17 protein-coding genes and 1 pseudogene are annotated in these 15,658 nt (G+C 66.1%); 16 read left to right on the top strand and 2 right to left on the bottom strand.

What is annotated here, in order from left to right; genetic code table 11:
- Positions 1-62 precede the first annotated feature (62 nt).
- Together ACP156_RS22460 and ACP156_RS22465 are read left to right on the top strand one after the other, a co-directional pair.
- A complete protein-coding gene (locus tag ACP156_RS22460) occupies positions 63-1,280 on the top strand; it encodes an acyl-CoA dehydrogenase family protein (protein ID WP_425053594.1) in 1,218 nt (405 codons plus the stop codon).
- Positions 1,277-2,308: a phosphotransferase family protein gene (locus ACP156_RS22465; RefSeq protein WP_425053595.1), complete on the top strand. Its 1,032-nt coding sequence runs from the start codon at positions 1,277-1,279 to the stop codon at positions 2,306-2,308. The genes ACP156_RS22460 and ACP156_RS22465 overlap by 4 nt, the downstream gene beginning before the upstream one ends.
- Positions 2,309-2,333: 25 nt before the next feature.
- Here ACP156_RS22465 and ACP156_RS22470 read toward each other — a convergent pair whose 3' ends face one another.
- The gene (locus tag ACP156_RS22470) at positions 2,334-2,960 is read right to left on the bottom strand and encodes a TetR/AcrR family transcriptional regulator (RefSeq protein WP_425053596.1); all 627 of its coding nucleotides are present in this window, start codon (positions 2,958-2,960) and stop codon (positions 2,334-2,336) included.
- 196 nt (positions 2,961-3,156) lie between these two features.
- Here ACP156_RS22470 and ACP156_RS22475 point away from each other — a divergent pair, with 196 nt between their 5' ends.
- The 5 genes from ACP156_RS22475 to ACP156_RS22495 all read left to right on the top strand — a co-directional run bounded on the left by ACP156_RS22475 (position 3,157) and on the right by ACP156_RS22495 (position 7,237).
- On the top strand, positions 3,157-3,702 hold the full coding sequence (locus tag ACP156_RS22475) for a YgjV family protein (RefSeq protein WP_425053597.1): 546 nt from the start codon (positions 3,157-3,159) through the stop codon (positions 3,700-3,702).
- Between the two features lie 161 nt (positions 3,703-3,863).
- Positions 3,864-4,442: an OsmC family protein gene (locus tag ACP156_RS22480; RefSeq protein ID WP_425053598.1), complete on the top strand. Its 579-nt coding sequence runs from the start codon at positions 3,864-3,866 to the stop codon at positions 4,440-4,442.
- Positions 4,443-4,504: 62 nt separating this feature from the next.
- Entirely contained in the window at positions 4,505-4,663 is a 159-nt protein-coding gene (locus ACP156_RS22485) for a hypothetical protein (RefSeq protein WP_425053599.1), read from the top strand.
- A 169-nt stretch (positions 4,664-4,832) separates the two neighbouring features.
- A complete protein-coding gene (locus tag ACP156_RS22490) occupies positions 4,833-6,083 on the top strand; it encodes a flavin-containing monooxygenase (RefSeq protein ID WP_425053600.1) in 1,251 nt (416 codons plus the stop codon).
- Between the two features lie 14 nt (positions 6,084-6,097).
- Positions 6,098-7,237, top strand: a complete 1,140-nt coding sequence (locus ACP156_RS22495; RefSeq protein ID WP_425053601.1) for an NAD(P)/FAD-dependent oxidoreductase — start codon at positions 6,098-6,100, stop codon at positions 7,235-7,237.
- A 191-nt stretch (positions 7,238-7,428) separates the two neighbouring features.
- On the opposite strand, the gene ACP156_RS22500 is transcribed toward ACP156_RS22495, so the two are convergent.
- Complete coding sequence (locus ACP156_RS22500) at positions 7,429-7,581, bottom strand: DUF1127 domain-containing protein (protein WP_425053602.1); 153 nt, start codon at positions 7,579-7,581, stop codon at positions 7,429-7,431.
- 283 nt (positions 7,582-7,864) lie between these two features.
- On the opposite strand from ACP156_RS22500, the gene ACP156_RS22505 reads away from it, so the two are divergent.
- The 9 genes and pseudogenes from ACP156_RS22505 to ACP156_RS22545 all read left to right on the top strand — a co-directional run bounded on the left by ACP156_RS22505 (position 7,865) and on the right by ACP156_RS22545 (position 15,532).
- Positions 7,865-8,221: a group I truncated hemoglobin gene (locus ACP156_RS22505; protein ID WP_425053603.1), complete on the top strand. Its 357-nt coding sequence runs from the start codon at positions 7,865-7,867 to the stop codon at positions 8,219-8,221.
- A complete protein-coding gene (locus tag ACP156_RS22510; protein ID WP_425053604.1) occupies positions 8,221-9,273 on the top strand; it encodes an adenylate/guanylate cyclase domain-containing protein in 1,053 nt (350 codons plus the stop codon). The genes ACP156_RS22505 and ACP156_RS22510 overlap by 1 nt, the downstream gene beginning before the upstream one ends.
- Position 9,274: 1 nt before the next feature.
- A complete protein-coding gene (locus ACP156_RS22515) occupies positions 9,275-11,200 on the top strand; it encodes an ATP-binding protein (protein WP_425053605.1) in 1,926 nt (641 codons plus the stop codon).
- Positions 11,197-11,898: a response regulator gene (locus ACP156_RS22520; protein ID WP_425053606.1), complete on the top strand. Its 702-nt coding sequence runs from the start codon at positions 11,197-11,199 to the stop codon at positions 11,896-11,898. Before ACP156_RS22515 ends, ACP156_RS22520 begins: the two co-directional genes overlap by 4 nt.
- An 87-nt stretch (positions 11,899-11,985) precedes the next feature.
- Complete coding sequence (locus ACP156_RS22525; RefSeq protein ID WP_425053607.1) at positions 11,986-12,420, top strand: globin domain-containing protein; 435 nt, start codon at positions 11,986-11,988, stop codon at positions 12,418-12,420.
- A gap of 159 nt (positions 12,421-12,579) precedes the next feature.
- Positions 12,580-12,756: a hypothetical protein gene (locus tag ACP156_RS22530; protein WP_425053608.1), complete on the top strand. Its 177-nt coding sequence runs from the start codon at positions 12,580-12,582 to the stop codon at positions 12,754-12,756.
- Positions 12,757-12,767: 11 nt separating this feature from the next.
- Positions 12,768-13,805, top strand: a pseudogene (gene cysK / locus ACP156_RS22535) (cysteine synthase A); the annotation flags it as partial.
- A 105-nt stretch (positions 13,806-13,910) separates the two neighbouring features.
- Positions 13,911-14,282, top strand: coding sequence for a glutaredoxin domain-containing protein (locus tag ACP156_RS22540; protein ID WP_425053719.1), 372 nt, complete (start codon positions 13,911-13,913; stop codon positions 14,280-14,282).
- A gap of 26 nt (positions 14,283-14,308) precedes the next feature.
- Entirely contained in the window at positions 14,309-15,532 is a 1,224-nt protein-coding gene (locus tag ACP156_RS22545; protein ID WP_425053609.1) for an MFS transporter, read from the top strand.
- The last annotated feature ends 126 nt before the right edge of the window (positions 15,533-15,658 follow it).

A 15,658-nucleotide genomic window follows, 5' to 3' on the forward strand; every position in this document is an offset into this window, starting at 1 on the left:
CTAGGCTTCCACCAACACGGCGGCCCAGCACCGCCGGGGCCGGCAGAGGGAGGAGCCTGTTCTTGGATTTCACGATTTCACCGCGCGTCGAGGATTTCCGCGCGCGCATCGCCCGTTTCGTCGAGGACGAGATCCTGCCGGTCGAGGCCGACCGCGCCAACTATGACGCTCACGAGAACATCGCCGCCGGGCCGCTGGAGCGCCTGCGCGAGAAGACACGGGCCGAAGGATTGTGGTGCCTACAACTGAAGAAAGAGAGCGGCGGGCAGGACCTTGGCCGCGTCGGCATGGCGGTCTGCTACGAGGAGATGCAGCGCTCGATCTTCGGGCCGGTGGTGTTCAACGCGGCAGCGCCCGACGACGGCAACATGATGGTGCTGGAATCGGCGGGCACGCCCGAGCAAAAGGCGCGCTGGCTGGCGCCCATCGTCGAGGGCAAGGTACGGTCGGCTTTCGCGATGACCGAACCGCATCCCGGTGGCGGCTCTGACCCGTCGATGATCGGCACCACCGCGCGGCGGGACGGGGACCGCTATGTCATCGACGGGCAGAAGTGGTTCATCACCGGCGCGGCAGAGGCGCAGCATTTCATCCTTGTGGCCAAAACCTCGGACGACGCCCGCAAGGGGCTGACCGCCTTCCTGTTCGACGCGGACCAACCCGGCTGGACCATCAAGCGCCGGATCCCGATCATGGGACCGGAAGAGCACGGCGGCCATTGCGAGCTTGAATTCGACGGGCTGGAAGTGTCCGCCGGGAATGTGCTGCTGAACGAGGGGGACGGGCTGAAGGTGACCCAGATGCGGCTGGGCGTGGCGCGGCTGACCCACTGCATGCGCTGGCTGGGCCTGTCCAAGAAATGCGTCGAGATCGCCACCGAGTACGCCCAGCGGCGCGAAGGGTTCGGCCAGAAGCTGATCGAACGCGAGAGCATCCGCATGATGTTCGGCGACCTCGCCATGCAGATTGAACTGGGTCGGCTTCTGGTGATGAAGGCCGCATGGGCGCTGGATCAGGGCTCGTTCGCCCGCAAAGAGGTGTCGATGGCCAAGATCCACGTCGCCAACCTGCTGCACCGCGCCGCCGACACCGCGATACAGATCAACGGGGCACGCGGCTATTCCGGCGACACGCCGCTGGAATGGATCTACCGCTACGCGCGGCAGGCCCGGCTGGTCGACGGCGCGGATGAGGTTCACAAGATGGTGCTGGAACGCACCCTGACCGCCGAAGGCCGCGACTTCTGGTCTTGGGACGTGGCGGATGGGGGCGCGCCGTGACCGCGTCCGGCGATCTGGATTTCGACCCCGCCGCGCTTCACCGCTATCTTGACGGACGGTTCGGGGCAGGGCGGCTGGAAGTAGAGCGGATTTCGGGCGGCCAGTCCAACCCGACCTATTTCGTGACACATGCCGACGCGCGGATGGTCCTGCGCAAGAAGCCCGTGGGTCCGATCCTGCCCGGCGCCCACGCGATCGAGCGCGAATACCGCGTACTGGGTGCCTTGCACCCCGCCGGCGTGCCGGTCGCGCGCCCGATCCTGATCGAGGAGGACGCAGAGGTGCTGGGCACGCCGTTCTACCTGATGGAGCGGGTGGAGGGACGGGTGTTCTCGGACTGTGCGCTGCCGGACCTTCCCGCCGCCGAACGGCGCGGCATCTGGATGGGCCTCGCCGATGCGCTGGCGCGGATGCACTCGGTCCGGCCCGCCGACGTTGGGCTGGAGGATTACGGCAAGCCCGGCAACTATTTCGGACGCCAGCTTGCCCGCTGGACCCGCCAGTGGCGCGAGTCCGACAGCGACCCGATCCCCGAGATCGACCGGTTGGCCGATTGGCTGCCCGCCAACATGCCGGAGGATGATGGCATGGTCCGGCTGGCACATGGGGACTTCCGAATGGGAAACATGCTGTTCCACCCAACCGAGCCGCGCGTTGTCGCGATCCTCGACTGGGAACTCTCGACGCTGGGCCATCCGCTGGCCGACGTGGGGTTTTGCGCGATGCCGTGGCATTCCGCACCGGATGAATATGGCGGCATCCTTGGGCTGGACCTGGCGACGGAAGGTATCCCGTCAGAGGCCGAATTCGTCGCGCGCTATCACGCGGGTGCGCCCGATGTCGCGCCGCTGCTGCCGTTCCACAAGGTCTTCGCGCTGTTTCGCTTCGCGGTGATCTTCGTCGGCATCGCCGACCGCGCCCGCGCAGGCAGCGCCGCCGGGGCCGATGCCGGGCGGCTTGGGCCGCTGGCGAAACGCTTCGCGGTGCGGGCGATGGAAATCGTCGAGGGCGGCGGGCACCGGGTCTGACGATAACCGGCTCCGCCGGTGCGGATCAGGCGACGGCGCGCGCGTCCGGGAACAGAAGGTTCAGGTACTCTCTGAACTGTTCCGACTGTCGGGCGGTCAGACCGGGCGATCCATAGGCCCGCTGCAGGATCAGCCCGCCCTCGATCACCGAGACGAACATCTCCGACAATTGCTTGGCCGTCACCGGACGGACCGGCTGGCGGCGGTCGATCACCTCTTGGAACTTGCGGATATACATCGCGGTCCATGTCTGAAGCACCTCGGCGACATGACCCTTCACGTCGTTCTCGAAGTGGTCGTCTTCGTAGGTGTAAAGCGCGTACAGGCAGCCGCGCGGCGGGCTGTCCGGGTCGCTGAGATATGTCTCGAACGAAGTCAGAAACTGCAGAAGCTGGTCCATCGGATCATCGTGGGCGGCCTCGGCCTGCGCCATGAAGGTCCGGAACATCTTCAGGTCTTGCGCGGAGTGCCAGCGTATCAACTGGTTCGCAAGATCGCCCTTCGACTTGAAGTGATGGAAGAACGATCCCTTCGACAGGCCGGTCGCCTTGAGTATGTCGTCGACCGAGGTTCCGGCGAAGCCCTTGCGCATGACAAGGCCCTTGGTCGCCGTCAGGATCCTCTCTCTCGATTGTTCGCCCTTGGCGCTCATCGCTGCTTTCCAGTCCAAACAGTCTGATCGGTATAGCGTGGCCGTCCTTTGATTTCCACCGGAAAACCGCGTGTTTCAATCATGTTTCGACGTATTCACGGTCCGAAACAAACGAAACTCCAGCTGCTCTACGTCTGAAACAGACCAAACGGTATGACCGGATTAGACCAAATGGTCTGCAACCGGAGTACCGAAAATGATCGACCTGACAGCACATATGACCGCTTCGCAGATGGCCCCCGTGTTCGGGATTGCCGGGCTTGCCGGCCAGCTGGTCTGGCCGCTCTTTCGCAAGCGCGGGTCCATCCTGATCACCCAGCTGGCCGCCGCCTGCTGCTTCGGCACGAGCTATGCCCTGATGGGCCAGCAGACCGGCGCCGCCGTCTGCCTGACGGGAGCGATGCAGACCACCGTAGCTTTGCTGGCCGGAGACCGTCCGTGGCTGAGCCGCATGGGGTACGTGTTCCTGCCGGCGGTGCTGGCGATCGGCGCCCTGACATGGTCGGGCCTGCCCACGCTGTTCGCCGTCACCGCCTGTTGTCTGGTGATGGTCGCGCGCCTGCAGGCCGACACGCTGCGGATGCGCCGGGTGCAGCTGACCGCCGCGCCCTTCGGGATGGCCCACGACACATTGATCGGGGCGTGGCCCTGTCTGGCCGCCGCGCTGCTGTCGTTCGGCATCGCCGCAAGCGCCTATCGCCGCGAACTGATCCTCCGGGGCGTGGCCGCACAGGCGGCCTGACCCCGACCGTTCCCGGCACGCGCCATGCGCCTCCGATCCCGAAAACAGGCGGCTGTTACCAGTGAAACATTCGGCGACCGCGGACTGAAACACGAGGCCCCTAGAACAGCTTCATCGGCACTGAGCAGCCGTTGACCACATACCCCGATAGGAGAATTTGAATGACCACTACCCTCGAAAAGCCCGCCAAGGTCGCCATGAACGGCGTCGACGTTCCGACCTTCGTCGCCACCCTCGGCGTCGTGAAGGAACAGCCCGAAATCGCCAAGTTCACCTTCCGTGCGAATGGCGAATGGCTGTCGGGCAACCACTCGCGCACCTCCGTCAGCAACTTCTTCGGCGTCATGGCCGAGCAGCAGCACAAGGACACCTTCTCGGTCGAGTCCGATCACCCGCAGGTCCTTGGTGCCACGGGCAACGGGATGACGCCGCCGGAAATGCTGCTGGCCGCGCTGTCCGCCTGCATCACCGCCGGGATCGGCAACATCGCGTCGATCCGTCAGGTGAAGCTTCAGTCGGTGGAAACCACCGTCGAAGGCGACATCGACCTCGTGGGTCTGCTGGGCCTCGACAAGTCGGTGCGCAACGGCTTCTCGGGCATCCGCGCCACCTTCCGCATCAAGGGCGACGCCCCGGCGGAAGATCTCGAGAAGATCGTGCAGCAGTCGGTGGCCCGCTCGGCGGTCTTCGACGTCATCACCAACGGCGTCCCGGTCTCTGTGGCCGCCATCGCGAACTGAACCCGCAACCGGGGGTGCCGTCGCGCACCCCCACACCAAACACACATGAACTGGAGAAAGACATGCAAACCAAAAAGAAAACCCCGTACGGCGAAGGCTTCAACGATCTGCCCTTCATGGCCGACTACAAGAGCTTCCTGTCCTGGTGGAATTCCGAAAGCTGGTTCCCGGTCGACGAGGAAGAGTTCGACATCGAACGGGACTTCCCGATTGCGGCCTGAGCCGCTTCCCAACCTCGCACGCCCCTGAAAGGCCCGCATCCGATGCGGGCCTTTCTTCGTAGGTGAGCCTTGGCGCGGAAACATATGAAACCTTTGACGGAACTCCGGGCCATCCGACTGAAACGCACGGGCGCGACGATGGTGGTCGAAGCAACCCGGAGACATTCAGATGCCCCGCACAATCGACGCCCTGATCATCGGAGCCGGCCAGGCCGGCCTGGCGATGAGCCACTGTCTGAGCCGCAGGGCCGTCGATCACGTCGTGCTGGAGCGTGGGCGGATCGGCGAACGCTGGCTGTCGGAACGCTGGCCGGGTCTGCGCCTGCTGACGCCGAACTGGATGATGCGCTTGCCGGGACCGGCGCCCAGCCTGGACGCGCCTCGCGATTTCCTCGAGGCACGCGCCTTCCCGGATGTGCTGTCCGGCTATTCGGACCGCATTGGCGCGCCGGTCGAAACCGGGTGCGACGTGCTGGCGGTCCGTCAGACGGGCGGACGGTTCCGGGTCGAGACCTCGACCGGCGACTGGATCGCCCGCAGCGTCATCGTCGCGACCGGGGCCTGCGACAAACCCTCGGTCCCGTCGTGGGCCGGACGCCTGCCGGACACTGTCCACCAACTCGCACCCTCTGGCTATCGTGGCGTGTCCAGCCTGCCAGAGGGCAACGTGCTGATCGTCGGCGCCTCTGCGACCGGCGTACAACTGGCCGCCGAGATCCGCGTCTCTGGCCGCGAGGTGACGCTGGCCGCCGGTCGCCACGTCCGCACGCCGCGCCGTTATCGTGGGCGCGACCTGTTCGAATGGCTCGACGCCTGCGGCTTTCTGGACGAGGGTCAACCCGCAGGCGCGGACCCGGCACGCCTGCGGGTTCAGCCGTCGCTGCAATTGATCGGCGATCAGGCCGGGGGAAACATCGACCTCGACCAACTGGCCGCGTCCGGGGTCCGGATCGTCGGGCGTGCATTGCAAGCCGACCGGGGAGCCGTGCAGTTCTCCGCAGACCTCAGCCGCGAGCGCGCGGCCGCCGAGCGCCGTCGCCAAACCCTGCTGACGCGGATCGACGCATTCGCGGACGCCATGGGGATCGACGCGCCAGCCGAGCCTGACGCCTGGACGGTGCCTGCCGATCTGCCCGCCGGTCCGGACCGGATCGACCTTGCCGCCAACGGCATCTCGACGGTGATCTGGGCCACCGGGTTCCGCCGCTGCTATCCGTGGCTGAAGGTCCCGGTCCTCGACCGGCACGGCGAGATCGCGACCTTCGGCGGCCATACCGCCGTGCCCGGTCTCTTTGTCCTTGGGCTCCCCTACATGCGACGGCGCAGTTCCGCCTTCATCGACGGCGTTGGCCGCGATGCCGAGGACCTCGCACCCGCCGTTTCCACCCATCTCACCCACCGCCACCTTCGCGCAGCCTGACAGGAGTTCCAGCCATGACCCAGCGCACCCAGTACGACGCAATCATCATCGGCGCCCGCTGCGCCGGAGCCTCGACCGCCATGCTTCTGGCCCGAAGCGGGGCGCGGGTTCTCGTGGCCGATCACGGCCAGCCGGGAACCGACACCATGTCGACCCATGCGCTGATGCGGGGCGCGGTGTTCCAGTTGCACAAGTGGGGCGTTCTCGACGCGATCCGCGCCGAGGGCACGCCCGCCGTCCGGCGCACCACGTTCCTGTACGGCTCGGAAGAGATCGACATCGACATCCGCGCCTCGGGCGGAGTCGACGCGCTGTACGCGCCACGCCGCAGTTGTCTCGACCTTGCGTTGGTGCGCGAGGCGGCGGCGGCGGGTGCAGAGTTCCGCTTTGGCACCGGCTGCGCCGGGCTGCTGCACGACGAGACGGGCAGGGTGACCGGCGTCCGGTTGCGCCGTGCGAACGGGCAAACGGAAGATGTCTTCTCTGGGATCGTCATCGGCGCGGACGGCCGCCGCTCGGCGGTTGCGCGACAGGTGAAGGCGCGGGCGGTCCGCACGGCACGGTTCACCACCGCCTGCACCTATGCTTATTTCGACGGGCTGCCCGACCGGGGTTTCCGCTGGCACCACGCGCCCGGCGCGATCGGCGGCATCATCCCGACGAACGATGGGCTTTCCTGCGTCTTCGTTGGCGTGACGCCCGATAGGATGAAGGCCTTCGGGTCCGTCACGCCGGAGGGCCTTATTGCCGGAAACGTGCCGGTCCTCGCAGACGAGATCGCAGGCGCGCGGCGGGTCACGTCGCCGGTCGTGTTTCGCGGAGAGCCCGGCTATTTCCGGCAATCCGCCGGGCCGGGCTGGGCGCTGGTCGGTGACGCGGGCTATTTCCGCGACCCGGCGACCGCGCATGGCATCACGGACGCCCTGCGCGACGCAGAGATCCTTGCGAATGCCATCGTCGGCGGCGCTGTCGCCGAGTTCCCCGCGCTTCGGATGAAGCTTTCGGGGCGGTTCTTCGACCTGACCGACCGGGTCGCGTCGTTGCAATGGACGCTGCCCGAGCTGATGGACCTGCACCGGCAGCTGAACGAGGACATGAAGGCGAACCAGAAGTGGATCGCGGGCATGACCTCAGAGATGCCGGTGGCGGCCTGACGCGACGCGCTGGGGAGCACAGAGACACGCCGTCGCAGGACCCTGCGGGGGCGTTTTTCCGTTCGGCGGGTCTGGGCCGGGGGCTCTGGCCGCACCGCCTACCAAAACGAAAAACGCCTTCCGGGGAGGAACCGGAAGGCGCAGTCAGGGAGGAGGCTGTTTGCGGGGACGCGCCGGAAGGCCCGGCACCGTCAGATCCGGTGAACCCGGTCGTGGTAGTCGTCGCGGTTCAGACCGATGTCGCGCATTATATGCGCGTCCAGATGGCGGGTGGCCCGGTAAATCTGCCGGGCTTCGCGGCGTTCGGCCATCGTGCGGCGGAAGTCGTTGATCTTGGCTTTCATGACGTCTCTCCATCGTTTTCAGTTTCGATGAAGCAGTTTTCGCCGATCCGCGTTTCGGTCCGATGTCTTTGAAGCCACGGGTTTGCTTCAGTTTTTCGACCCAAACCGCCCCGCTGTTACAATTGAAACAGAACCGGGTGTTGCCCGACACACGACTGAAACGCCGGCGGTGTCGGCTGGGGAGAACGCAAATTGCTTGATCCTACGTAAACCATCGGCCCATGATTCACTGTCTTCTAAGCAAAACGGGTCCGGCGAACGCCAAGAAGGATGGGGAACTGGTATGGAAAAGACACTGTTCGAAAAGTACGGAGGCTTCTCGGTCGTCAGCAAGATCGTCCTCGATCTGTACGACCGGCTGCTGGATGACGACGACGTGGGGCCTTTCTTCGACGACGTCGAGATGAGCCGCATCGTGGATCACCAGACCAAGTTCGTTTCGTCGCTGATGGGCGGTCCGGCAAGCTATACCGACGACCAGATCGAGAAAATGCACGCCCGCTTGCCGATTGGCGACGCGCATTTCGACAAGCTGGAGCAGATCCTGCGCCAGACGCTAAGCGATCACGGCGTGGCGGAAGACGATATCCAGACGATCGTCGGCGCGTTCGAGTCCCGCCGCGGGCTGGTGGTCGACTGATGTCCATCGAGGCGATCAACGAACAGCTTCTTCGCGCCATCGGCGTGGGCGTCGCGCTTTTGGATCTCGAGACGTTCCGGATCAAGTTCCACAACGACACGTTCCGGGAGTGGTTCGGCGACATCGAGATCGGTCAGCACCTGTCCGAGCTGTTCGCGAGCCTCGACCCCGAACCGCTGAAGGCGGCGCTGAACGAGGACGGCCGCTATGCGACCGAAACGACCTTTCGCGTGCGCCGCCGTACGATGACGGTCGCGCTGGCTTTCAACAAGGCGCTGGACGGCGAGGACCCCATCGCGGTTCTCGTCTGTCAGAACATCAGCAGGATCAAGGAACTGGAGTCGATGATCGACTCTTATTCCATGATGGTCGAGCGCAACACGCGCGAGATCAAGCGCGAGAAGGAGCAGGTCGAGAAGCTGCTGCTGAACATGATGCCGCGCTCGGTCTACGAGGAATACACGACCTTCGGAGTGGTCACGCCCCGGCTGTATGACCCGGTATCGGCGATCTACCTGGATTTCGTGGGCTTTTCCGACATGGTCATCGAACACGATCCGGGGGTCATCGTATCCGAGCTGAACGACATCTACACAGCCTTCGACCGGATCGGAGAGCAGTTCGGCTGCGTCCGCATCCGCGCCGTGGGCGACTTCTATATTGCGATGGCGGGGATGCCGGACCCGGCCGAGGATCACGGCGCCGCCGCCGCGAACGCCTCGGTGCGGTTCCTGCGCTACCTGAACCAGCGCAACGAGACGCACCCGATCAAGTGGACCTGCCGTGTCGGGATCTCGTCCGGCCCGGTGGTCGGGTCGGTTGTTGGCGTTCAGAAGTACATCTACGATGTCTTCGGCCCCGCCGTGACCCACGCCAGCACGCTGCGCCATTGGGCGCGTCCGATGCGGATCGTGATCGACAGCCGCACCGCCAACACCCTTCCCGAGGGCTTCCGGCTGGAACCGGTCGGAGAGGTGGAAATGTCCGGCAACGCGGTCGAAGAGGTCTACGCCCTCGAGGCCGACATGCCCGCGCCGCAGGAAGTGCGCTGACATGGCGCTGCGTCCCTCTCCGATGTCGCAGGGCGACGACGGAAGCGACCTGGACTATTCCGTTCTTCTCAGCGACGTGATGGACGCGCAGGGGCAGGGGCTTGCGATCTTCGACGAGGACGCGACGCTTCTGCGGTGCAACGCGAGTTTCCGGGGCATGATCAACAACGCGCTGGCCGATATCCTCGAGCCGGGGCTGAGCTGGGACATGCTTCTGCGCGAGTTCGTGGCGCGGGGCGTGCTGCTGTCGTCGGCGGCGCAGCGCTTTGCTGCGATGGAGGAACAGCTCGACGCGGGAGAGGTGGACGTTCCGCCCTTCGAGATGGACATGCCGAACGGCGCGGCGTTTCAGGCGAAGATGCAGCAGACCTCGACCGGCGGCTTCCTGCTGTCGATCCGCGACATCACCGCCCGCCGCAAGCTGGCCGAAAGCGCGCGCGAGGCGGATGAACTGCTGGAAAAGGTGCTGGAAGCCTGTCCAGCCAACGTCGTCATGTCGCGGGTGGGTGACGGGCAGATCCTGTACCGCTCGCCCGCCGCGACCGAGCTTCTGGGAACCACCAAGCAGACCACCGAGCATTTCGCCTCGCGCGAGGAGCGGGCGGATTTCATCACCGCGCTGCTGCCGGACGGACGGCTGGATGACATGAACGTCACCTCGCTGCGTCCTGATGGCGCCCGGTTTCCCAGCCTCGTCTCTGCGCGGCTGATCGACTATCGCGGCGAAGAAGTCATGGTGTCCTCGACCGTCGACATCTCGCGCGAGGTCGAAATGCGCCGCAAGCTTGCCGAACAGCGCGAGCAGATTTTTCAGGCCGAGAAGATGTCGGCCCTTGGCGAGTTGCTTGCGGGCGTCGCGCACGAGTTGAACAACCCTTTGTCCGTCGTCGTCGGGCAGGCGCTGATGCTGCGGGAAGAGAATACCGATCCCGAGACGCTGCGCCGGGTCGAGAAGATTTCGGACGCCGCCGAGCGCTGTGCGCGGATCGTTAAGTCCTTTCTCGCCATGGCGCGGCAGCAGCCGGTTCGGCTGGTGCCGATCGACGTTGGCGAGACCGTCGAGATGGCGATCGACGCGCTGCTGAACGGGACCGACGGGCTTTCGACCGAGGTGCAGACCGATCTTGGCCCGGACCTGCCGCAGGTCCGGGGCGATGCGCATCAACTGGCGCAGGTGGTCATCAACCTTATCACCAACGCCGAACAGGCGATCCGCGACAGCGGGACCGGCGACCTGATCCGCGTCGCGCTGCGGCATGATGCGCGGGGCGACGCGGTGGAACTGGTCATTTCCGACAACGGCCCCGGCATCCCTGACTCCATTCGCCGCCGCATCTTCGACCCGCTTTTCACCACCAAGCCGGTCGGCACCGGCACCGGGCTGGGCCTTGCGCTGGCGCACCGTGTCATCGCGGCACATGACGGTCAGATCCGGTTTGAACCGGAACCGGGGGGCGGCGCGCGGTTCGTGATCCACCTGCCGGTGACGGTCGGCGGAGACGGGCAGGTGGCCGAGGTCGAAGACGCCGAGACCTCCGCCGCCAACGCCCGTATCCTCGTGATCGACGACGAGCAGGACGTCTGCGACCTGATCCGCGAAGTTCTGGAGAAGGAAGGCTTCGCGGTCGACATCGCGGGCACGGCGGAAGCGGGGCTCGAGAAGCTGTCGGGGCAGGTCTACACGCTGGTGCTGACCGACCTGAACATGCCGGGCATGGGCGGGCGCGGATTGTACGAGACAGTGTTGCGGACCAGGCCCCACATGGCGCAGCGCATCGGTTTCGTCACCGGCGACACCATGAGTCCGCAGGCCAGCGGGTTCCTGAACGGCGCGGGGCGCCCCTATCTTGAAAAGCCGATCGCCCCGGCGGAACTGCGCAAGCTGGCGCATTCGATGCTTTCGGGACTGAAGGGAGGCCGCAAATGAGCGACCACGTGATCGTTTGCGACGACGAAACCGATGTCCGCGAGATGCTGGTGGAATACCTGGGCGGCCGCGGCCTTCGCGTCAGCGCCGCCGGAAATGCCGAACAGTTGCGCGCGGTGATGGCGGAAGATCCGCCCGACCTCGTGGTGCTGGACATCAACATGCCGGGCGAGGACGGGCTGTCGGTGCTGCGTTCGATGCAGGCCGATGAAGGCCCCTTCGTGATCATGCTGACCGCCGCCGGAGAGGTGGTGGACCGTGTCGTGGGCCTTGAAATGGGCGCCGACGACTATCTTGGCAAGCCGGTGGACCTGCGCGAGCTGCATTCGCGGATCAAGGCCGTGTTGCGCCGTCGCGGCAGCGCCGCGCCCGAGGCGCCGCCGCAAGAGCGCAGCCGCCACCGCTTTGGCCGGACATGGCTCGACATAGACGCCGCGAAGCTGACCGACGAGGACGGCACCGAGATCCCGCTGACCTCGATGGAGTTCAACCTGCTGAAACTGTTCGCGCGCAACCGGGGCCGGGTGCTGAACCGCGACCAGATCCTTGAAGGCGCGCACGACCGGTCGTGGGACCCGTTCGATCGCTCTATCGACATCCGCATCAGCCGCATCCGCAAGAAGATCGAGGTGAACCCCCAGTTCCCCGAAGTGATCCGCACCGTGCGCGGCGTGGGCTACATCTATGACCCCGGCTGAAACATAAGAAACATGAAGGGCCCCTTGCGGACGTTCGTCTGAAACAGGGACCCTTCAGGTTGGTGGCATCAAGAAAAGGATGTCACCATGAGCCTCACAGCAGAACACGTACGCCTCCTTCGCGAAACCTGGTCGGTTGCCGCGCGGGACCCCGAGGCGCTGACCGGGCGCTTCTATGCCGAGCTGTTCCGGCGTGAGCCGGGCTATCGCCGCCTTTTCGCGGGCTCGGACCTCAAGGAACAGCAGCGCAAGCTTGCCGCCGCGCTTGGCCTGGTCGTCAAGCACGCCGCCGACCTGCGTCCCGTCATCGCCCCGCTCGAGGATCTCGGCCGCCGTCATGCCGGCTGGGGTGTCGTGGACGCCGATTACGACGTCGTGGGCGGTGCGCTGGTCCACGCGCTTTCCGAAACACTGGGCGACCGCTTCCGGCCCTCCGTCCAGGAGGCCTGGGTCGCCGCCTATACCGCCGTCGCCGACACCATGAAGGGCGGCGCGCGCAGCTCTCTCAAGAAAACCGCCTGAACACGGAAAGGAATTTCGACATGAACCCTGCGAACACAAACACCCGCCCGGACCCGGCCGATTGCATCGGGCCGTGGAACCCCTGGTATCCCCGAGCGACCAAGAAACCGCAGCCCTCCAGCCCCGCGTCGCGGCTGGGGATGACCTGGGGGCACTGAGATGTTCGTGCCCGACGACATCTCGGACATCACGCCGCGCGGCGGCCCGGGCGTTCTTGGCCCCTGGCGCACCCTGACGCGCGGCGACCGCCGGCCGGGGCCGCGAGCCGCCCTTGCCGCCGCCTCTGCCATCGGTGCGGCGACCGTTATCGCACACTGCATTCTGCCTTTGATCTAGGAGCCTTCGACATGACCAACCGCCATTCTTCCATCCTCGGCGCAATCGGCAACACGCCGGTCGTCCGCATCAACAACATCGCGCCCGAGGGCGTGGAGCTTTACGTGAAACTCGAAAGCGCCAATCCGGGCGGGTCCGTCAAGGACCGGCTGGCCATGGGCATCATCGAGGCTGCCGAGCGCGACGGCTCGCTGAAGCCCGGCCAGACCGTGATCGAGGCGACCTCTGGCAACACCGGCATCGGGCTGGCCATGATCTGCGCGGCCAAGGGCTATCCGCTGGTCGTCACCATGGCCGAAAGCTTCTCGGTCGAACGCCGCAAGCTGATGCGGATGCTGGGCGCCAAGGTCATCCTGACCCCGGCCTCGGAAAAGGGGTCCGGCATGCTGGCCAAGGCGCAAGAGCTTGCCGGAAAGCATGGCTGGTTTCTGGCCCGCCAGTTCGAGAACGAAGCCGGTCCCGACATTCACTCTGCCACCACGGCCGAGGAGATTCTGGCCGATTTCGCGGACGCGCCTTTGGATTTCTGGGTCTCCGGTTTCGGCACCGGCGGCACCATGAAAGGTGTCGCCCGCGTCCTGAAAGAGCGCAGCCCGCAGACGAAGATCGTCGCCTGCGAACCCGACAACTCGCCGCTGATCGGGTCCGGCATCGGGCAGGAATACCTGTCCGACGGCAGCCCCGCCGCCAGTCACCCGGCCTTCCGCCCGCATCTGATGCAGGGCTGGACGCCGGACTTCATCCCGAAGCTGGCGGGCGACGTCATCAAGGCGGGCTGGATCGACATCCTTCAGCCGGTACCCGGCGCCGACGCGATGCAATGCGCAAAGGATCTGGCGCGGAAGGAAGGCATCCTGTGCGGCACCTCCGCCGGGGCGACCTTTGCCGCCGCTCTGGAGATCGCGCGCACCGCGCCGAAGGGGTCGCGCATCCTCGCGATGCTGCCGGACACCGGCGAGCGCTACCTGTCGACGCCGCTATTCGCCGAGATCGAAGAGACGATGACCGAAGACGAGAAGGAAATCGCCGCGTCGACGCCGCGCTATCGCTTCGACGCCACGGCTCCGGCCCCGGTCGGTCAGACCCCCGAAGCGCCGTCCGAAGCCGCCACAGCGCATGTCGAGGAAATCATCGGCAACGCCGACGAACCCGTCGTGCTGTTCGCGCTGGAATGGTGCGAGTTCTGCTGGTCGGTGCGCAAGCTCTTCGCGGCGGCGGGTATCGCCTATCGCACCGTCGAACTCGACGGGCCCGCGTATCGCGAGAACGGCTGGGGCGGTGATATCCGCCGCGATCTGGCGCAGCGGACCGGTGCGGTGACGATCCCGCAGATATTCATCGGCGGTAAGCACATCGGCGGCGCGACCGAGACCTTTGATGCGTTCAACGATGGCAGCCTGTCTCGCCTGATGGCCGATCTGGGTCGACCGGTCGACGCCGAAGGCATCGGCAACGCCTACGGCTTCCTTCCGGCGTGGCTGCATCCGCGCGGCAAGGCTGCCGCTCCCCGCAAAGACGCGCCCTGACCGGCTGCGAACGAGGACCCGAGACAATGACCGACAGACCTGCAAAAGAACCGATGTACCGCTGGATCATCGTCATCATCGCATCGACCATGCTGGCGATTTCCATGGGACAGCTCGTCAATGGCCTGTCGGCCTTCTTCCTGCCGCTCGAAGCACAGTTCGGCTGGGCTCGGGGCGAGATCGCCCTGATCAACACTGCGGGCCTGATCGGGCTGGGGCTGGGCGGCATCGTCATGGGCTTCGCTGCCGACCGGCTGGATATCCGCAAGGTGGCCCTGACCGGGGCCATCGTCACCGGCGGGGCGATCCTGCTGGCGTCGCGGGCCAACGCACTGTGGCAGCTGTATGCGCTGTTCTTCGTCGCGGGCGCCTTGGGCGGCGGCGCGTTGTTCGCCCCGCTGATGGCGCTGGTCGGCGGCTGGTTCCGCACGCGCGCCGGTCTGGCCATCGGGCTGGTCGCGGCCGGGCAGGCGCTGGGGCAGGGCGGCATGCCCGTGATCTCGGCCATGCTGATCGAGGCAATGGGCTGGCGCGGCGCGATGTCGGCGCTGGGGATCGGAACTCTGGCGACGCTTGTGCCGCTGGCGCTGCTGGTGCGCCGTCCGCCGGTCGCGCCCTCCGCTGGCACAGTGGCGGTCGAGGTCACGCCGCCGCTGCGCCCAGCGACCACCGTCATCGTGCTGGGCGCTGCGGTTCTGTGCTGCTGCAGCCTGATGTCGGTGCCGCTGATGCACCTGATCCCGCTGGCGCAGGGATGCGGCATCGGCGCCACCGGGGCGGGCAGCATCCTGTTCGTCATGATGATCGCCGCCATCCTGGGCCGCGTCGCCTTTGGCCAGTTGGCCGACATGATCGGCGCGCTGCCCGCCTACCTGCTGGCCTCGGCATGGCAGACGGCGCTGGTCTTCGTCTTCACGCAACTGGTGACGTTGGAGCAGATGCTGACCTTCGCCCCGATCTACGGCTTCGGCTACGCGGGCGTGATGACCGGCGTCCTGACCACGATCCGCAGCCAGACTCCGGCCCATTGCCGGGCAAGCTGCACCGGCATCATCCTGGCCTTCGCGTGGTTCGGCCACGGGATCGGCGGACTGGTGGGCGGTGTGTTCTACGACGCAACCGGAGCCTACGAGACGACGTTCGGCGTGGCTGTGCTGTTCGGGCTGGTGAACCTCGCCATCGTCGGTGGCCTGTTCTGGGTGACGACCAGTCGGCGGCCCGGGCGGCTGGCGGGCAGCGCCGCTGCGTGAGCGCTCCGGGCACACCGGCGAGAGGGAAGGCTGCGGCGCCAGATCGCAGCTTAACCTTTTCCAAATCCCCGCCGGACCCTGCATGATGGAGACGGGAGGACGGGCCGGAACAACTGACTGCGGGCA

The organism is Psychromarinibacter sp. S121, assembly GCF_049801035.1.
In the GTDB taxonomy this organism is placed as follows: Bacteria; Pseudomonadota; Alphaproteobacteria; order Rhodobacterales; family Rhodobacteraceae; genus Psychromarinibacter.